The 16,721-nt window shown below is 72.4% G+C and carries 17 protein-coding genes; 5 read left to right on the top strand and 12 right to left on the bottom strand.

Translation table 11 applies throughout. The features are described from left to right. Positions 1-150: 150 nt before the first annotated feature. Complete coding sequence (gene modA / locus ACFYZL_RS10455; protein WP_388677889.1) at positions 151-972, bottom strand: molybdate ABC transporter substrate-binding protein; 822 nt, start codon at positions 970-972, stop codon at positions 151-153. A 19-nt stretch (positions 973-991) separates the two neighbouring features. Further along, on the bottom strand, positions 992-1,387 hold the full coding sequence (locus tag ACFYZL_RS10450; protein ID WP_384581036.1) for a molybdopterin-binding protein: 396 nt from the start codon (positions 1,385-1,387) through the stop codon (positions 992-994). Between the two features lie 134 nt (positions 1,388-1,521). On the opposite strand from ACFYZL_RS10450, the gene ACFYZL_RS10445 reads away from it, so the two are divergent. Beyond that, positions 1,522-1,914 (top strand): RNA-binding S4 domain-containing protein, encoded by a 393-nt coding sequence (locus ACFYZL_RS10445; RefSeq protein ID WP_384581035.1) that lies wholly within the window; start codon positions 1,522-1,524, stop codon positions 1,912-1,914. A gap of 63 nt (positions 1,915-1,977) precedes the next feature. On the opposite strand, the gene ACFYZL_RS10440 is transcribed toward ACFYZL_RS10445, so the two are convergent. From ACFYZL_RS10440 to ACFYZL_RS10420, 5 genes are all read right to left on the bottom strand, one after another. Then, a complete protein-coding gene (locus ACFYZL_RS10440) occupies positions 1,978-2,385 on the bottom strand; it encodes a PTS-dependent dihydroxyacetone kinase phosphotransferase subunit DhaM (protein WP_384743962.1) in 408 nt (135 codons plus the stop codon). After that, entirely contained in the window at positions 2,382-2,987 is a 606-nt protein-coding gene (gene dhaL / locus ACFYZL_RS10435; protein WP_388677885.1) for a dihydroxyacetone kinase subunit DhaL, read from the bottom strand. The genes ACFYZL_RS10440 and dhaL overlap by 4 nt, the downstream gene beginning before the upstream one ends. 55 nt (positions 2,988-3,042) lie before the next feature. Beyond that, a complete protein-coding gene (gene dhaK, locus ACFYZL_RS10430; protein WP_384743965.1) occupies positions 3,043-4,047 on the bottom strand; it encodes a dihydroxyacetone kinase subunit DhaK in 1,005 nt (334 codons plus the stop codon). A 60-nt stretch (positions 4,048-4,107) separates the two neighbouring features. After that, entirely contained in the window at positions 4,108-4,395 is a 288-nt protein-coding gene (locus ACFYZL_RS10425) for a hypothetical protein (protein ID WP_384743967.1), read from the bottom strand. Between the two features lie 169 nt (positions 4,396-4,564). Beyond that, a complete protein-coding gene (locus tag ACFYZL_RS10420) occupies positions 4,565-6,256 on the bottom strand; it encodes a fibronectin type III domain-containing protein (protein ID WP_384743969.1) in 1,692 nt (563 codons plus the stop codon). Between the two features lie 232 nt (positions 6,257-6,488). Here ACFYZL_RS10420 and ACFYZL_RS10415 point away from each other — a divergent pair, with 232 nt between their 5' ends. Continuing rightward, on the top strand, positions 6,489-7,124 hold the full coding sequence (locus ACFYZL_RS10415) for an alpha-ketoglutarate-dependent dioxygenase AlkB (protein ID WP_388677880.1): 636 nt from the start codon (positions 6,489-6,491) through the stop codon (positions 7,122-7,124). 18 nt (positions 7,125-7,142) lie between these two features. Here the strand turns inward: ACFYZL_RS10415 and ACFYZL_RS10410 are convergent, their stop codons facing one another. Both ACFYZL_RS10410 and ACFYZL_RS10405 read right to left on the bottom strand, forming a co-directional pair. Further along, entirely contained in the window at positions 7,143-7,436 is a 294-nt protein-coding gene (locus tag ACFYZL_RS10410; protein WP_384743972.1) for a YkvA family protein, read from the bottom strand. Positions 7,437-7,496: 60 nt separating this feature from the next. After that, on the bottom strand, positions 7,497-7,961 hold the full coding sequence (locus ACFYZL_RS10405) for a MarR family winged helix-turn-helix transcriptional regulator (protein WP_384581086.1): 465 nt from the start codon (positions 7,959-7,961) through the stop codon (positions 7,497-7,499). 150 nt (positions 7,962-8,111) lie between these two features. Here ACFYZL_RS10405 and ACFYZL_RS10400 point away from each other — a divergent pair, with 150 nt between their 5' ends. Both ACFYZL_RS10400 and ACFYZL_RS10395 read left to right on the top strand, forming a co-directional pair. Further along, positions 8,112-8,675 carry a DoxX family membrane protein gene (locus ACFYZL_RS10400; RefSeq protein ID WP_384743973.1) on the top strand — a complete coding sequence of 188 codons (564 nt, stop codon included), beginning with the start codon at positions 8,112-8,114 and terminating at the stop codon, positions 8,673-8,675. A 43-nt stretch (positions 8,676-8,718) separates the two neighbouring features. Next, positions 8,719-10,518 (top strand): glycoside hydrolase family 15 protein, encoded by a 1,800-nt coding sequence (locus ACFYZL_RS10395; protein WP_388678162.1) that lies wholly within the window; start codon positions 8,719-8,721, stop codon positions 10,516-10,518. Here the strand turns inward: ACFYZL_RS10395 and ACFYZL_RS10390 are convergent. After that, positions 10,502-11,341, bottom strand: coding sequence for a helix-turn-helix domain-containing protein (locus tag ACFYZL_RS10390; RefSeq protein WP_388677875.1), 840 nt, complete (start codon positions 11,339-11,341; stop codon positions 10,502-10,504). The genes ACFYZL_RS10395 and ACFYZL_RS10390 overlap by 17 nt on opposite strands. A 135-nt stretch (positions 11,342-11,476) precedes the next feature. Between ACFYZL_RS10390 and ACFYZL_RS10385 the strand changes: the two genes are divergently transcribed. After that, positions 11,477-12,505, top strand: coding sequence for an NAD(P)-dependent alcohol dehydrogenase (locus ACFYZL_RS10385; protein WP_388677872.1), 1,029 nt, complete (start codon positions 11,477-11,479; stop codon positions 12,503-12,505). Positions 12,506-12,521: 16 nt separating this feature from the next. Here ACFYZL_RS10385 and ACFYZL_RS10380 read toward each other — a convergent pair whose 3' ends face one another. Then, entirely contained in the window at positions 12,522-13,928 is a 1,407-nt protein-coding gene (locus tag ACFYZL_RS10380; protein ID WP_384743979.1) for an APC family permease, read from the bottom strand. Positions 13,929-14,321: 393 nt separating this feature from the next. Beyond that, the gene (locus ACFYZL_RS10375; RefSeq protein WP_384743981.1) at positions 14,322-16,454 is read right to left on the bottom strand and encodes a SpoIIE family protein phosphatase; all 2,133 of its coding nucleotides are present in this window, start codon (positions 16,452-16,454) and stop codon (positions 14,322-14,324) included. Positions 16,455-16,721: the final 267 nt, after the last annotated feature.

The raw sequence follows: 16,721 nt of genomic DNA, 5'->3' as shown, positions 1-16,721 counted from the left end.
GGGCGGCGGCGGGCGGCCGCCGTGGGAAGCGTACGGGGCGGCCCGCGCGAACGGACCGCGTAGGGCGGGAACGTCCGCGGACGCCGAGAGGGACTGCCCGTCCCCCCACGGATCGGGCAGTCCCTCGTGCCGGCCACGGTGCGCCGGGAGTTACGGCTTCTGGAAGCCCGCGTTCTGGAAGAGGTTCTGCGCCTCGGGGCTGCTCAGCCAGGCCACGAAGGCGGCGGCGGCCTCGGCGTTCTTGGACTGCTTCAGCGTGGCCGCCGGGTAGGTGGCCACCACGTTCTGCTCGTCCGGGATGTCCACGGAGACGACCTTGTCACCGGACTTGATGGAGTCGGTCTTGTAGACGAGACCCGCGTCGGCCTCGCCCAGCTCCACCTTGCTCAGCACGGCGCGGACGTTGGGCTCCTGCGAGACCGGCTTCACCTCGATCTTCTGGGCGTCGAGGATCTGCTTGCTGTACTTGCCGACCGGGACCTCGGGCGCGGCGAGCACGACCTTGATCTTGGTGTCGGCCAGGTCCTTCAGTGCGCCGATCTTGTACGGGTTGTCCTTGCCGGCCACGATGACCAGGCGGTTCTTGGCGATGATCGTGGCATCGCCCGTCTCGGCCTTCACGCCGTCCATGGTCTTCGTGTCGGCGGTCACCAGCGCGTCGGCCGGGGCGCCCTGCTTGACCTGGGCGGCGAGCTCCTGTGAACCGGCGAAGGAGATGGTGAGCTTCGTGCCCGGGTGGGTCTTCTCGTACACCTCCTTGGCCGACTTGAAGACGTCGGTGAGGGACGAGGCGGCCAGGATGGTGAGGTTCGCGGCCGGAGCGGCGGAGGCCGAGGGTGCGGCGGAGGAGCCGGCGGCGTCCTTCTTGTCGTGACTGCCGCTCTTGCCGCAGGCGGCCAGCGGCACGAGCAGGGCGGCGGCCAGAACGGCGGTGGTGGCGCGACGGCGGGCCGGGGCGGAAATCAGGGACATGAGCGGATTACTCCTCGGTTCAGATGCGATCGATGTGCACGCTGGTGGACTTCACGCGGGCGGTGGCCCGCATTCCGACCTCCAGCCCCAACTCCTCCACGGCCTCACGGGTGAGGAGGGAGACCAAGCGGTGGGGACCCGCCTGGATCTCGACCTGGGCGGCCACGTCGCCGAGCCGGACGGCCGTGACGATGCCGGGAAAGGCGTTCCGCGCCGAGGTGTACGGCTCCCCGTCCTCGATGTGGGCACCCTGTCCCACTTCGATGGAGAAGGCGGCCAGGTCGCGGCCGTTGATCAGCCGACGGCCGGTCTCGTCGCGATGGGTCGTGACCCGGCCGGCGTCGGCCCAGCGGCGCGCGGTGTCCGGGCTGACACCCAGCAGACGCGCCGCCTGTCCGATTGTGTAGGACTGCATGTGCGACAAGGTAGGGCCATGCGTCGCGCATTTGCAATCTCATCAGGATGAAGTACCTGGTAGCTGCGATGCCTCTTGTCGCAATCGCCAAAAGTCGTTCCGTTTTCACCTGCCCGCCTCGCTAGAGTCGGGTCATGGCTGAAGAGGTATCGGGAACGGACACGGGCACGGTGCGGGTCGATGCGTGGATCTGGTCCGTGCGCCTGACGAAGACCCGCTCGATCGCGGCGACCGCATGCCGGGCCGGGCACGTGAAGGTCAACGGGGAACGCGCCAAGCCCGCCCAGTCGGTGCGCGCGGGCGACGAGGTGCGGCTCTTCCACGCGGGGCGGGAGCGGATCGTGGTGGTCCGCAGGCCCGTCTCCAAGCGGGTGGGCCCGCCGGTCGCCGCGGAGTGCTTCGTCGACAACAGCCCGCCGCCGCCGACCCCGGTCGAAGCCGCGGCGGTCGGCATCCGCGACCGCGGCGCGGGCCGCCCGACGAAGCGGGAACGCCGAGAGATCGAAACCCTGCGCGGCCGGCCCTAGCCTCCGGCGGCAGGGCGGATACCGCCCGGTGCCCGGGCGGTTCCGGATCCGGTGGTGGCGGGGTCAGGCCTTGCGGTAGGTGTACGCCTCCGTCGCGGCCGAGGCCACGGCGGCGGCGGGAGCTCCGGTGGAGGCGGTGATCAGGGCCGCCACCGCGCCCTCCACGAACGGGGCGTCCGCCAGCAGCGCCCCCTCGGGGAGTTCGTCCTCCGCCAGCAGGGCCTTGATCGTCAGTACCGAACTGCCGAGGTCGGCCAGCAGCACGACCCCCGCGCCGCGGTCCACCGCGGCCGCGGCCGCGCGGATCAGCTCCGCGCTCGTGCCGAGCCCGCCGTCGGCCGTGCCGCCCGCCGCGGCCAGCGGGGCCACCGGGCCGCCCGCCGCCAGGTCGCGTGCCAGTTCCGCCACCGACTCCGCCACCGACGCGCTGTGCGACACCAGCACGATGCCGACCGGGCCGCCGCCCGTCACAGGACGCCGTCCGCCACGTCGGCCAGCGCCCGCAGCAGCAGCGCCGACGAGGTCGCGCCCGGGTCCTGATGGCCGATGCTCCGCTCGCCGAGATAGCTGGCCCGGCCCTTGCGGGCCTGCATCGGCACCGTCGCCAGCGCCCCGTGCTCCGCCGCGTCGCCGGCCGCCCGGTACGACGTGCTCAGCGCGGCCACCCCCGGTACGAGCGCGTCCAGCATCGTCGCGTCGCCCGGCGCCGCCCCGCCGAGCTGCGCCACCGCTCCCACCCCCGCGTACAGGGCCTGCCGCAGCTCGGTGTCGGAAACCTCCGGGGCCTCGCCGAGCTCCTTGCCGGTGCGGCGCAGCAGCGTCCCGTACAGCGGCCCCGACGCCCCGCCCACCGTCGAGATCAGCGTCCGCCCGGCGAGCTGCAGCACCGCGCCGGGCGTCGCCGGGGCGTCCGCGTCCAAGGCCGCGAGCACCGCCGTGAAGCCGCGCTGCAGATTGCTCCCGTGGTCGGCGTCCCCGATGGGGGAGTCGAGCTCGGTCAGCCGGTCCGCCTCGCGCTCCACCGCGGCGGCCGCCGCCGCCATCCAGCGCCGGAAGAAGTCTGCGTCAAGCACCGGTTCTCCTCGCCTCACCCGACTCGTACTGCGCGGTCCATCGACACCATACGAGTCAGCGGCCCCAGCGCAGCGCCGCCGTCCGCACCGGCGCGTCCCAGAGCCTCAGCAGCTCCTCGTCGGCGCGGCACAACGTGACCGAACACCCCGCCATGTCAAGCGAAGTGACGTAGTTTCCAACGAGCGCCCGCGCCACCGGCACGCCCCGCGCCGCCAGCAGCCGCGCCACCTCCGCGTGGAACCCGTACAGCTCCAGCAGTGGAGTCGCGCCCATCCCGTTGACCAGCACCAGCACCGGCCCGTCGGCGGGCCCCACCTCCGTGAGCTCCTCCAGTACGGCCCCGACCGCGATCTCCGCGATCTCCCGAGCCGGCATCATCGCGCGCCGCTCCCGCCCGGGCTCGCCGTGGATGCCGACGCCCAACTCCAATTCCCCGTCGGGAAGTTCGAAGGTGGGGCTGCCCTTCGCCGGAGTGGAGCACGCGGTCAGCGCCACCCCGAAGCTGCGCGAGGCCCCGTTGACCTTCCGGGCGATCGAGGCGACCCGCTCCAGCGGCGCCCCCTCCTCGGCGGCGGCCCCGGCGATCTTCTCCACGAAGAGCGTGGCACCCGTGCCCCGCCGCCCGGCCGTGTACAGGCTGTCGGTCACGGCGACGTCGTCGTCGACCAGGACCCGCTCCACCCGGAGCCCGTCCTCCTCGGCGAGCTCGGCGGCCATGTCGAAGTTCAGTACGTCCCCGGTGTAGTTCTTGACGACGAACAGCACCCCCTGACCGGACTCCACGGACGCGGCCGCGCGCACCATCTGGTCGGGCACCGGCGAGGTGAACACCTCTCCGGGACAGGCGGCGGCCAGCATCCCGTACCCCACGAACCCGGCGTGCAGCGGCTCGTGCCCGGACCCGCCCCCGGACACCAGGCCGACGCGGCCACCGGTGCGCGCGTCCCGACGTACGACGATCCGCCGCTCGACGTCGACGTCCAGCTCGGGGTGGGCGGCTGCCATTCCGCGCAGCGCGTCGGCGACCACGGTCTCAGCGGAGTTGATCAGCATCTTCACGGACGTCTCCCTCGACTGCCGGATCAAGTTCCCGGCCGCAACGGCCTGTTCGAGGTCAGGTTAGGGGGAGTACCGCTCGGGCATGACGTGTTCGACGCCGTCCATCTCCCAGGTGCACCGTGGCGGCGTCGGGACCAGGTGCGGCTGGCGCACCATGATCCGGAAGGGGTGGGCCGGCTCCTCGGGCAGGACGCCCTCCAGCACCGTGGTGCCCGGTTCGTGCTCCTCGCGGTGGGCGATGAGCTTGCCGTTGACGAGGAGCTCGATCTCACCCGTCCGTCCGGGCCCGACGTTGACGGTGATCGAGTGGGCGCCGTGATCGACGTGGAAGTGGTGACTGCGGGACACGGGACACCTCCACGGAGTCACGACAGAGCAGGGCTCGCTCCCCCCATTGTGGGCCCGCGCACCGGACCCGCGCGCGGGCAGCCGGACCGCGTCGTGCGGGCTGGACGGCGCACGGAAGGGCCGCCGCCGATGGTGCGGCGGCGGCCCTGCGAACGGCGGGGCCGGGTGGTCAGCCGGTGAAGCCCGCCGTGATCGAGGTGAACTGCCAGTCGCTCTGCGCGATGCCCGAGCAGCTCTCCTGGAGGCCGCCGCCGGGGCAGCCCCGGTCGCGGTTGACGGACCAGAAGGCGAGGCGGGCGAGGTGGTGGGAGTTGGCCCAGTCGCGGATGTCGGTCCAGTTGCGGACGGTCGTCGTCTCCTGGGTGTCGCTGATGCCGTTCATCCCGGAGATGCCGATGTGCGCGTAGGCGGTCGCGTCGTCCCAGCCGAAGGAGGACTTCAGCTTGGCCTTGAGGCCCTCGGTGGCGCTGACCGTGCTCGCGTACATGTCGGTCGAGGCGTTGCCGAAGTCGAACGGCATGATGGTGAAGACGTCGATGCCGGCGTTGAGCGCCTTGGCCTGGTCGATCAGGCGGTTGCCCCACGAGGTCGGGCCGGTGGTGCTCGTCCCGAAGGTCAGGATGGTCCGCAGGCCCGGGTTGTTCTGCTTGACGATCTTGAGGGCGCCGAGGATGCGGTCCTGGACCGCGGCGTTCTCGAACTCGTCGGTGTTCTCGATGTCCACGTCGATCGCCTTCAGGCCGTAGGCGTCGATGACCTTCTGGTAGGCGCCGGCCAGGGCCTCGGGAGTGGCGCAGTTGGGGCCGAGCTTGTTGCCCTGCCAGCCGCCGATGGACGGGACGACGTCCCCGCCCGCCGCGCGGATCGAGGCGATGGTGCTCTGGTCCACGCCGCCGGCCAGCGGCCGCTGGCCGTCCCAGGCCGGGTTGCAGCCGCCGGAGGAGAGGATGAAGGCCATGGTGAACCACTTCGCGCCGGTCGCGTTCATCACGGTGGTGGCGCTCGGCGGGTTGCCCCAGCCCTGGTAGAGGTAGGGCGCGGCCTGCTTGAAACCGGTCGGGACCGTTCCGTTGTCGGTGGTGACGGACACGGGGGCGGAGGCGGCCGAGGTGTTCCCCGCCAGGTCGTGGGCCCGGACGGTGAACGTGTAGTTCGTGGCGGGGGTCAGGCCGGTGACGGTCGCACCGGTGCCGGTGGCCGTGGCGACCTTCGTGGCCCCCTGGTAGACGTCGTAGCCGGTGACGCCGACGTTGTCGGTGGAGGCGGTCCAGGCCAGCGAGGCGCTGGTGGAGGTCTTGCCCGTGGAGGTGAGGCCGGTCGGGACGGTGGGCGCCTGGGTGTCGGCGGTGCCGCCGGGGCCGTCGAGGATGACGTCGTCGGCGTAGTAGGTGCCCTGCCCGTACCAGCCGTTGAGGTAGACCTCCGCGCTGGTCTGGGAGGCGCCCGTGGTGAAGGTGACGGTGAGCAGGGAGTAGGCGCCGGTGGAGGTGGTCCAGGTCGAGGGCCCGCCGGTGACTCCGAGGTAGACGTAGCTGCCGCGGACCCAGGCCGAGAGCGTGTAGGTGGTGTTCGGCCGGACGGCGACGGACTGGGTGCACTTGGCGTTGTCGGAGGCGGTGGCCGCACCGGCCAGCGCCTTCGAGCCGCCGTGCACGGGTGAGCTCACCACGGAGCCCAGGCCGCCCGAACAGGACCAGCCGGCCGGGGTGCCGGCCGCCTCGAAGCCGCCGTTCGCGAGCAGGTCGGCGCCGAACGCGGAGCCGGGGGCCGTCAGCACCGCGGCCGCGCCGAGGAGGGCGGCGCCCAGGCCGCAGGCGAGACGGGTGCGGGTGCGTGTGCGGGTGCGTGTGGGGGTGCGCAAGGAAATGCCTCCGGCGTGGGTGGGGGGATGGCGGCAACACCGTTGCGGGCGGCGGTAGTTGGGGGCTCGTCCGCCTCGTCGCCGGGAACCTATTCCTCCGGATGCCCCGCCGTCAATAGGTCTGGACCAATTGGCCGAAGTGGCGGAGGCGGGCGGCCCGAGGGGTCCACTCGAAGACCTGTTCGGAGATCTATTAGCGCAAGTGTTCGGTTCCTGGGGTTAGGCTGGAGACATGTACGCAGCCCAAGGCCTTCAGGGTTCCCTCTTCGACCAGGGCGACGAGATCCGGCTCGGCCCGCTGGACGCCGTGCGGCGCACGGATCTCGGGGCGGGGGCGTGGGTCGACCACCTGCCCGGCTGGCTGAGCGGCGCCGACGCGCTCTTCGAACGACTCGCGGCCGACGTGCCCTGGCACGCCGAACGGCGGCAGATGTACGAGCGGGAGGTGGACGTGCCCCGGCTGCTCGCGTTCTACGCGGAGGGCGAGGCCCTCCCGCACCCGTCCCTCGCCGAGGCTCGCGACGCGCTCGGCCGGCACTACGCCGTCGAGCTCGGGGAGCCCTTCGCCACCGCCGGCCTGTGCCTGTACCGCGACGGTCGCGACAGCGTCGCCTGGCACGGGGACCGCATCGGCCGCTCCTCCACCGAGGACACCATGATCGCCATCCTGTCCGTCGGCGACCCGCGCGATCTCGCGCTGCGCCCCCACGGCGGCGGTCCCACGCTGCTCCGGCTCCCGCTCGGCCACGGCGACCTCGTCGTCATGGGCGGTTCCTGCCAGCGCACCATGGAACACGCCGTGCCCAAGTCGGCGCGGGCCGTGGGGCCGCGGATCAGCGTCCAGTTCCGCACCCGCGGCGTGCGCTGACCGGGGGCCCGCCGCCCGCTACGCCGCGCCCGGCTCCTTGTCCGCGCGGGCGGCGGTGGCCGCCGCGTGCAGGGCGCGCAGGGCCAGCAACAGGATTCCGATGTCGTCCAGGTACACCGGGTCCGGGATCAGGTCCACGGGGGAGATCGTGTACGCCACGGCGACCCAGAAGAGCGCCTTGTCGTGCAACGGGATCCCCGCGTCGAGCAGGAGCCGCCGCGCCTTGAAGACGCGCACGAGCAGCACGGCCGCCGCGATCGCGAGTCCGACCGTGAGGACCGTCGCCAGTGTGAGCCAGGCCGTGGTGTCCATGACGCCCATATACCCCCGATCGGACAGGTGCTACCGGACGCGCTCCCGTCGACGCTACCGCTACGCGCCCTGTGCGCGCAGCCTGCGGCCGACCTCGCCGAGCCCGTCGGCGAGCGCGTCCAGCTGCGCCGGGGTCAGGACGTCGACGAGGACCTCCCGGACCGTCGCCACGTGCCCGGGCGCGGCCTCGCTCAGCTTGGCGGCGCCGGCGTCGGTGAGGACGGCGAACACCCCGCGGACGTCGGAGGGGCAGCTGCGGCGCCGGACCAGGCCGGCCTTCTCCATCTGGGTCACCTGGTAGGTGAGCCCGCTCTTGGAGTTGATCAGGCCGTTGGCCAGCTCGGTCATCCGCAGCTCGCGGTCGGGCGCCGCGGCGAGCCGCACGAGGATCTCGTACTGCGGGTGCGAGAGTCCGGAGTCGTCCTTGAGTTGCTGGTCGAGTCGTCGGTTGACCAGGGCGGACGCGGCCAGGAAGCCGCTCCAGGCCCGCATCTCGCGCTCGTCCAGCCATCTCGTGCCAGCCATGTCAGCCGAATCAGCCATGGCTCCACCCTACATGGGTTGTTCGAATTTGAATCACTGGCTAGGGTCGGAGTCCGAGTTCGAATTTGAACTACCTCGGGTTGGAACCACCCGAGTCCACGGCCCGCCCCTCCGGAAGGAACCGAACCCCCCATGACCAGCCCCTCCGCCACCGCTGCGAAGTCGCCGGCCGCCTCCACCTCCGCCACCGTCCTCCCCGCGGCCCTCTCCACCCCCGGCCACGACGTGGGCCTGCTGATCCTGCGCCTCGTCCTCGGGCTGACCATGGCCGCGCACGGTTCCCAGAAGCTCTTCGGCTGGTTCGGGGGCGGCGGCATCGGCGGCACCGGTCGGTTCTTCACCGCCAGTGGCTACCCCGCCGGGGACGCCATGGCCGTCCTCGCCGGCCTGACCGAGACCCTCGGCGGCCTCGGCCTCGCCGTCGGACTGCTCACCCCGCTCGCCGGAGCCGCCGTCGTCGGCACCCTCGTCAACGCCATCGCCGTCCACGGAGCCGGTTCCTTCTTCGCCCCGCAGGGCGTCGAGTACGAACTCCTCCTGACGGCGGGCGCCGCCGCCCTCGCCCTCACCGGCCCCGGACGGTACGCCGTCGACCGCTTCCTGCCCGTCCTGCGCGCCCACCGCCTGACCCACGGAGCCCTCGCCGTCGCGCTCGGCGTCGTCCTCGGGGGCGTCCTCCTCCTCGTGCGCGGCTGATGCCGTGCCGGATGCCCGGGGTCCGTCCTGATTGACCCCGGGCATTTGGTGGAATAAGGCGCAAATGACCCAACCCATCGAAGACTACGCACTCATCGGCGACCTGATGACCAGCGGACTGGTCGGCCGTGACGGGTCGGTCGACTGGCTGTGCCTGCCGCGCTTCGACTCCGGTGCCTGCTTCGCCAGGATCCTCGGAGACGAGGAGAACGGCCACTGGCGGATCGCCCCCCTCGACGCCGCCGACGGCGAGCGGTGCACCCGCTGGGCCTACGTGGACGACACGCTGGTCCTGGAGTCCTACTGGGAGACGGACACCGGCGCCGTCAAGGTCATCGACCTCATGCCGCAGCGCGACGTGGCCCCCGAGGTGATCCGCATCGTCGAGGGCATCTCCGGGCGGGTCAGGATGGGCAGCACCCTGCGCCTGCGGTTCGACTACGGCCACGTCGTCCCCTGGGTCCGCCGCAGCAACGGCGACCGCGTCGCCATCGCCGGACCCGACTCCGTCTGGTTCCGCAGCGAACCCCCGGTCCGCACCTGGGGCGAGGACAACAGCACCCGCTCCCAGTTCCCCGTCGCCGAGGGCCAACGCGTCGCCTTCGTGCTGACCTGGCACCCCTCCCACGAACCGCGCCCCGAGCCCGTCGACCCGTACGCCGCCCTGGACCAGAGCCTCGCCGACTGGCGCGAATGGACCGCCCAGTGCCGCTACGAAGGCCCCTACCGGGAAGCCGTCACCCGCTCCCTGATCACCCTCAAGGCACTCACCTACGCCCCGACCGGCGGCATCGCCGCCGCGGCCACCACCTCCCTGCCCGAGGAGATCGGCGGAGTCCGCAACTGGGACTACCGCTACTGCTGGCTGCGCGACTCCACCCTCACCCTGGACTCCCTCATCGCCACCGGCTTCCTCGACGAGGCCCACGCCTGGCGCAGATGGCTGCTGCGGGCCGTCGCCGGCGACCCCGCGGACCTCCAGATCATGTACGGGCTCGGGGGCGAGCGCCGGATCCCCGAGAGCGAGCTGCCCTGGCTGCGCGGGTACGCCGGCTCCGCCCCCGCCCGGGTCGGCAACGCCGCCGCCGACCAGCTCCAGCTCGACGTGTACGGGGAGGTCATCGACTCCCTCTACCTCGCCAGGTCCGCCGGGCTGCCCGCCGAACGCCACGCCTGGCGGATCCAGATCGCGCTCCTCGACTTCCTGGAGCGCAACTGGCACCGTCCCGACGAAGGGCTCTGGGAGGTGCGCGGCCCCCGACGCCACTTCGTGCACTCCAAGGTGATGGCCTGGGTCGCGGCCGACCGGGCCGTGCGGACCCTGGAGGCCGACCCCTCGCTCGACGGCGACGTCAAGCGCTTCCGGGCCATGCGCGACGCGGTGCACCGCGACGTCTGCGACAACGGGTTCGACACCGAGCGCGGCACCTTCACCCAGTACTACGGCTCGCGCGAACTCGACGCGGCCACCCTGCTCATTCCCCGGGTCGGCTTCCTGCCGCCCGACGACCCGCGCGTCATCGGCACGGTCGACGCGGTGCGCGCCGAACTCGGCAGCAGCGGACTGGTCCGCCGCTACAGCACCGAGGGCGTCTCCGTCGACGGACTGCCCGGCGACGAAGGAGCCTTCCTGGCCTGCTCGTTCTGGCTGGTCGACGCCCTGCACATGACCGGCCGGGAGACGGAGGCCAGGGAGCTCTTCGATCGGCTGCTGGCGGTACGCAACGACGTGGGCCTGCTCGCCGAGGAGTACGACCCCGTCGCCGGACGCCAACTCGGCAACTACCCGCAGGCGTTCAGCCACATCGGGCTGGTCAACAGCGCGCTCACGCTCGGCGGCTGACCGGCGCCCCGCCGTCCACCCGGGCCTCCTCGCGGCGGCGCAGCAGGTCGCCGGTCTCCGCGTCGGCCGGCAGGAACGCCTCCAGGTGCAGTTCGGCCAGCGTGACGTCCACGGCCGTCGCGAAGGAGGTCAGGGTGGTCAGGAGTCGCAGTTCGCCCTCCCCGGTGCGCAGCCGCAGCGGCACGGCGAAGCCGAGGTGGTCCGGCCCCGGTACCGCCCCCGACGGCAGGTAGCCGCTCAACTCGGCCAGCAGCGCGTCCAGTCCGGGATCCGGGTGAGCGGCGGCACGCCCCCGTACGCCCTCCACGATGTGCCGCCCCCACGCCGCCAGGTTCACCACGCGCGGCGCCATGCCCTCCGGGTGCAGGGCCAGGCGCAGCACGTTCACCGGCGGTTCGAGCAGGTGTGCGGCCGCCCCCTCCGTCAGCACCCCGAACGCCTCGTTGGCCATGACGAGTTCGCCGCGCGCCCCCGCCACCACCGCCGGGTACGGCAGATGCCCGGTCAGGATGGAACACAGGGCCGTCATCGCCGGCTCGATCGCGTCCCCGTCCCGCGGCGACTCGGCGTAGGCGGGCACGTAACCGGCTTTCAGAAGAAGCGAGTTGCGCTCCCGCAGGGTCAGCCCCAGCGCCTCGGCGAGCCGCACCACCATCGCCCGCCCCGGCAGGGAGCGGCCGCTCTCCACGAAGCTGAGATGGCGCTGGGTGGTCCCGGCGAGCACGGCGAGTTCGAGCTGGCTGACGCGGCGCAGCGTCCGTCTGCGCCGCAGCTCGCGCCCGAAGGGAGAGGGGGACGTGGACGCGACAGCAGAGGTGGCCATGGCCCCTTTCTAGCCGCTGTTCGGCGGACCCGGCGATTCCCCGCAGGGAATTGCCGGGCGCATCCCGCGGACCGGAACATCCGGGGGGTCGAACGAGCGACCACCGGCGACCCGAGCCGAGCCATGGAGGCGGAGATGCGTGCGTACCACCTGGAATCCTTCGGTGACATCGACGGGATCGTGCTGCGCGAGCACGGCCCGGCGGTCCCGGAACCGGCCGGCCCGACCGACATCGTGGTCGCCGTCCGCGCCGCCTCCCTCAACCGGCGCGACCTGATGATCCTCCACGGCCGGTACCCGCTGCCCGCCGTCCCCGGTGTGGTTGCACTGAGCGACGGCGCGGGCGAGGTCGTCGCAGTGGGGGAGGCCGTGACCCGGTTCGCGGTCGGCGACCGCGTCTCCTCCTCCTACTTCCCGCGCTGGCGCACCGGCCGGATCACCCCGGATGCCATCGACCAGCCCGGCTGCACCATCGACGGGATGCTCGCGGAGTACGCCGTACTGGACGAGCAGTGGGCGGTGGCCGTCCCGGCGCACCTGACCTGGGAGGAGGCGGCGACCCTGCCGTGCGCGGCGCTGACCGCGTGGTCCGCGCTGACCGGCGGCGAAGCCCTGCTCCCCGGCCAGACGGTGCTCACCCTCGGCACCGGCCCGGTCGCCCTGTTCGCCGTGCAGTTCGCGAAGTCGATGGGCCTGCGGGTCGTGTCGACGACCTCGGACGAGGAGAAGGCCGACCGCCTCAAGGCACTGGGCGCCGACGCGGTCGTCGACTACCGGCGCCACCCGGAATGGAGCACGCAGGTCAGGGAGGCCACCGACGGGCTCGGCGCCGACCTGGTCGTCGAGACGGGCGGCCCGGACACCATCGAACAGTCGCTGCGCGCCAGTGCCCTCTACGGCCAGATCGCCCTGTTGATCACCGGCAGCGCCCGCAAGCCCGGGATCGAGGTGTCGAACGAGGCGTACGCGTCGAGCCTGGCCACGATCCGCCGCGAGTTCGTCGGCAGCCGGGAGCGGTTCGAGGCGATGAACCGCGCCGTCACGGCGCACGGGCTGCGACCGCAGATAGGCCGTGTGCACTCCTTCGAGGAAGTGCACACGGCCTATCGGAACCACGAGGTGGACCCGCCGTTCGGGAAGGTCGTGATCAGCCTCGGGAGTTGACCCGGGGCCGGGCGGACTACGCCTCCGTGCCCAGGTCGTCCTCCGGGATGGTGACCAGCCAGCGGGTGTCCTGGCGCGGACGCAGGTACAGGGCCCAGTACAGCGTGGCCACGGCGATGATCCCGCCGGTCCACAGCAGGTACTTGCCGTCCTGCTGGATCAGGATGCCCACGAAGACGAGGATCAGGACGATCGGCACGGCCGGCCACAGCGGCATCCGCCAGGCGACGGCCTGGCCGTGCGCCCCGCGCCGGCTGAACAGCGCGGCGACCGCGACGAGGAGGTACATGCCGGTCACCGAGACGCCGGTGACGCCGTACAGGGTGTCGAGGTTGACGAAGCACAGCGCCGCCCCCGGGACGCCGACGATCAGCGTGGCCACCCACGGGGAGCCGAAGCGACCCAGCTTGGACAGGGCGTTGTTCACCGGCATCGGCCAGGCGCGGTCGCGGGCGGAGGCGAACAGCACGCGGGAGTTCTGGATGACCATGACGATGCCCGCGTTGATGATGGCGAGGGCGACGCAGAGGCTGACGAAGGTGCCGACGGCGGAGTTGGACCAGGCGGTCACCATTCCGCCGAGGTCACCGGCGGTCAGCGCCTCCAGGTCGGGGGCGCCCATGGTGATGGCGATGACCGGGACCAGGATGACGGCGCTGGAGATGGCGAGGGTGGCGAGCACGGTGCGGGCCACGTTGCGCTTCGGGTTCTCCAGCTCCTCCGAGAGGTAGACGGCCGTGGAGAAGCCCTGGGTGACGAAGAGGGCGATGGCCAGTCCGGAGACGACCATCATCGCGGTGACGGCGGAGGTGCCGCCGCCCTCGGCCGCGACCGTGCCGTGCACGAGCGCGTCGGCGCCGCGCTCGCTGTGGGCGAAGCCCAGTACGGCGACGAGCGCCGCGGCGATCACTTCGAGCACCAGGAAGATGCCGGTGATCCAGGCGTTGGCCCGCAGGTCGAGGAGGCCGGCGAGGGTGGCGAGCAGCATCACGGCGCCACCGGCGACCGGCGCCGGTATGTGGACCAGGGGGGCCAGGTAGTCGGCCGTACCCATGGCGATCACGGGCGGCACGATCATCACGACCAGCAGGGACATGACGAACACCAGCCACCCGGCGAGCCGGCCGGCCATGGTGGACACCATGGCGTACTCGCCACCGGCGCTGGGGATGAGGGTCCCGAGCTCCGAGTAGCAGAACGCGACGCCGATACAGAGCAGCGAGCCGATCGCGATGGTCAGAGCCGTCCACGTGCCGAGGCTCGAGAACAGGTCGGGCACCACGACGAAGAGGGTCGAGGCGGGCGTCACGCACGAGAGGGTCAGCAGAGTGCCGCCGACGACGCCGATGGAACGCTTGAGCTTCTGGGGGGCGGGCCCCGTGGCGGGGGAGAGGGCCTGAGGTGCGCTGATCGTGTCAGTCATCGGTGCGGGGTTCCGATCGGCAGAGCTGGGAAATGAGCGCGGGAGCTGTATCGCCTCCGAGGCGGTGGTGAGCAAGTGGTTCCGTGGCTCCCGGGCCGACATGCAATCTCCGCGAGAACCGCAGGTCAAGAGCTGTTCACCTGCGGATTCCGTTGTCGCGGACCCTGCCGGACACCTGGGGACCGCGTAAAGACCGTGTTAAAGCGGCCTGCGCGACGGGTGCGATAACCGCAGCTCGGGCACCGAAGAATTTCCCTCCGCTTTGCCGGACACCGTCCGGAATGTGGGCGGCGTCCGGCAATGTGCGGGCGCTGCCGACCCGGCCGGTACGGCGCGGCCCCCGGCACCCCCGGCACCCCCGGTCCTCCGGGACGGGCTCCCGGGCCGCGTTGCCTACGGGTCGCCGCCCGTGCGGGACGCCAGCAGCAGGGCGATGTCGTCGGGCCGGTCGGCGGAGCTGCCCGCCTCGCCGATCAGCCGGTCGGCCATCTCCGTCAACGGAGCCGGACCCGCCGCGGCCAGCGCCGCCCGCAACCGCTCCACACCGACGTCGATGTCGGTACCCGGCTTCTCCACCAGCCCGTCCGTGTACAGGGCGAGCACCGAGCCCGTGGCCAGCCGCAGTTCCGTCACCGGGTACGAAGCCTTCGGATCGATGCCGAGCACCACCCCGCCCGCCAGGTCGAGCACCTCGGCCCGGCCGTCGGGGTGCCGCATCAGCGGCTGGGGATGCCCGGCGCGCACCGCCCGGGCCTTCCCCGACACGGGATCGAGCGACACGTAGCAGCAGCTGGCGAACTGACCCGGATCCAGGTCGATGAGCAACCGGTTGGTGCCGCTCGCCACCTCCTGCGGGGAGCTGCCGCTCAGCGCGAAGGCCCTTACCGCGCTGCGGAGTTGACCCATGGTGGCCGCGGCGGCCACGCCATGGCCCTGGACGTCCCCGATGACCAGTGCCAGCAGCCCGTCGTCCGTCTCGATCACGTCGTACCAGTCGCCGCCCACGTCCATGCCGACCGAGCCCGGCAGGTAGCGGGCCACCGTGTCCACGTGCTCGCGCACCGGCAGCCGGTGCGGCAGCAGGGCCGACTGGAGCCCCCGGGCGCGCGCCGCCTCGTTGTCGTACCGCTTCGCCCGCTCCAGGGCCTGCGCGATCAGCCCGGCCAGCGCCGTCAGCACCGTACGCTCCTCCGGGCTGAAGCCGCGCGGCGCGTCGAAGCCGAGGATGCAGGAGCCCACCGGCCGGCCGGAGGCGATCAGCGGCAGGAAGGCGCGTGCACCGACGTGCGCGTCCAGCGGGATCCCCGGATAGGCGGCGGCCAGCTTCTCCATCGACTCGAAGAACATCGGCCGCCCCGAGGTCAACGTCTCCACGCCGGGCAGCTCCGCCTCGAGCGAGACACCGTCGAACCGGTCGAGGAAACCCCTCGGGAACCCCGTCTCCCATGCCAGGAACAGATGCCGCTCGTCGAGCATGTAGATCGCCAGCTGACGGCCGCCGAAGGCCGGCAGCAGCTCGTCGGTGACGACCGCCGACACCTGGCGGGCCGTGACCGCCTCCGTCAGCGCGATCGCCAGGGCCACCGGGCGGTACAGCGCCGAGGCCCGATCGGCCACCGAGCCGATGTTCCCGCTCGGCTGGGCAGCGGAGTCGGGAGGGTAATCGGGCTGCTCGGCGGCGCCGATCAGCACGGTCACACCGTCCGAACCGGGGTACAGGTCGACGGACAGCCACTCCCTGGGCCGGTGCCCGCCACGGCGGACCGGGAAGTGCACCACCTCACCGGCGAGGAAGACGGCCCGGAAGTGGTCCTCGTACGCGCGCTTCCCCAGCCAGGGCGCCGCCTCCCACAGCACCCGCCCCAGCAGCCGCTCCCGGGGGATGCCGAACATCGTCTCGGCGGCCGCGTTCGCGAAGCGGATCCTGCCCTCCCGGTCCACGGAGAGCAGCGCCTGCGCGAGCCGGTCCACGACGGCGCGGACGCCCCCGACCGGGGCGGGCGAAGGCACGGACCGCGGATCGCCCTCCCAGACCACCGGCTCCCCGGCCGCCCTCAGCGCCGCGAGGTCCCGTGCCAGCTCCGCCGCGGCCTCGCGGATCCGTTCCCGGTCGCCGGCCCCCACCGGCACACCGGGAGTGGCAGGGCGCAACACCATCAGCACCCCGAACCGCTCCGAGCCCGCGGTCACCGGCTCGAACAGCGAACCGAAGGGGAAGGGCAGTCCCGCCATCAGCTGGGGGAAGCGCTGTACGGCCGATTCCGGGTCGGGCAGGTGCACGGACTGTCCGGACCGGTACGCCTCCGCCACCGGGTACGGGCGGTTCACCTGCATCCGCCACCAGGACCGGAACAGCTCACCCGGGAGACCGACGCTCGCGGCCAGCAGCAGCTGATCGGAGTGCGAGCGCAGGTAGACCCCGCCCGCGTACCCGCCGACGGCCTCCACGGCGCGCGCCGTGCCGCGCGCGAGTGCCTGGGCCGTGGCATCGGGGGCCGGTCCTGGGCTGTCCCCTCTCGCGGTCACACCGTCAGGATGCGCCCTCGGCGGCGACCGCCGCACCCCGGCGGCCACCCCGTGGCACGGGCCGGAACCCCCGTCGCGACGCCGTCCCGCGGCCCGCCCGGACGCGCGACGGCGCCACGGCGCGCGCGAACGCCGCCCCGGCCACGGCACTAGGCCGAGCGCTTACCTCGTCCGGGGGACGCACGGCCGTACGGACCGCGGACGACCACGTCCCGGGGCACCATACGCACGCGTCCCCCACCCCGGCAGGCCACCGGAAGGCAGAGC

The organism is Streptomyces sp. NPDC001717, from assembly GCF_042892775.1.
Classification (GTDB): Bacteria; Actinomycetota; Actinomycetes; order Streptomycetales; family Streptomycetaceae; genus Streptomyces.
This window is presented reverse-complemented; position numbering and strand designations above follow the sequence as displayed.

Coding starts and splice junctions, on each gene's coding strand:
- modA (WP_388677889.1), bottom strand. CDS start 972: ATGTCCCTGATTTCCGCCCCGGCCCGCCGTCGCGCCACCACCGCCGTT.
- ACFYZL_RS10450 (WP_384581036.1), bottom strand. CDS start 1,387: ATGCAGTCCTACACAATCGGACAGGCGGCGCGTCTGCTGGGTGTCAGC.
- ACFYZL_RS10445 (WP_384581035.1), top strand. CDS start 1,522: ATGGCTGAAGAGGTATCGGGAACGGACACGGGCACGGTGCGGGTCGAT.
- ACFYZL_RS10415 (WP_388677880.1), top strand. CDS start 6,489: ATGTACGCAGCCCAAGGCCTTCAGGGTTCCCTCTTCGACCAGGGCGAC.
- ACFYZL_RS10410 (WP_384743972.1), bottom strand. CDS start 7,436: ATGGACACCACGGCCTGGCTCACACTGGCGACGGTCCTCACGGTCGGA.
- ACFYZL_RS10405 (WP_384581086.1), bottom strand. CDS start 7,961: ATGGCTGGCACGAGATGGCTGGACGAGCGCGAGATGCGGGCCTGGAGC.
- ACFYZL_RS10400 (WP_384743973.1), top strand. CDS start 8,112: ATGACCAGCCCCTCCGCCACCGCTGCGAAGTCGCCGGCCGCCTCCACC.
- ACFYZL_RS10390 (WP_388677875.1), bottom strand. CDS start 11,341: ATGGCCACCTCTGCTGTCGCGTCCACGTCCCCCTCTCCCTTCGGGCGC.
- ACFYZL_RS10385 (WP_388677872.1), top strand. CDS start 11,477: ATGCGTGCGTACCACCTGGAATCCTTCGGTGACATCGACGGGATCGTG.
- ACFYZL_RS10380 (WP_384743979.1), bottom strand. CDS start 13,928: ATGACTGACACGATCAGCGCACCTCAGGCCCTCTCCCCCGCCACGGGG.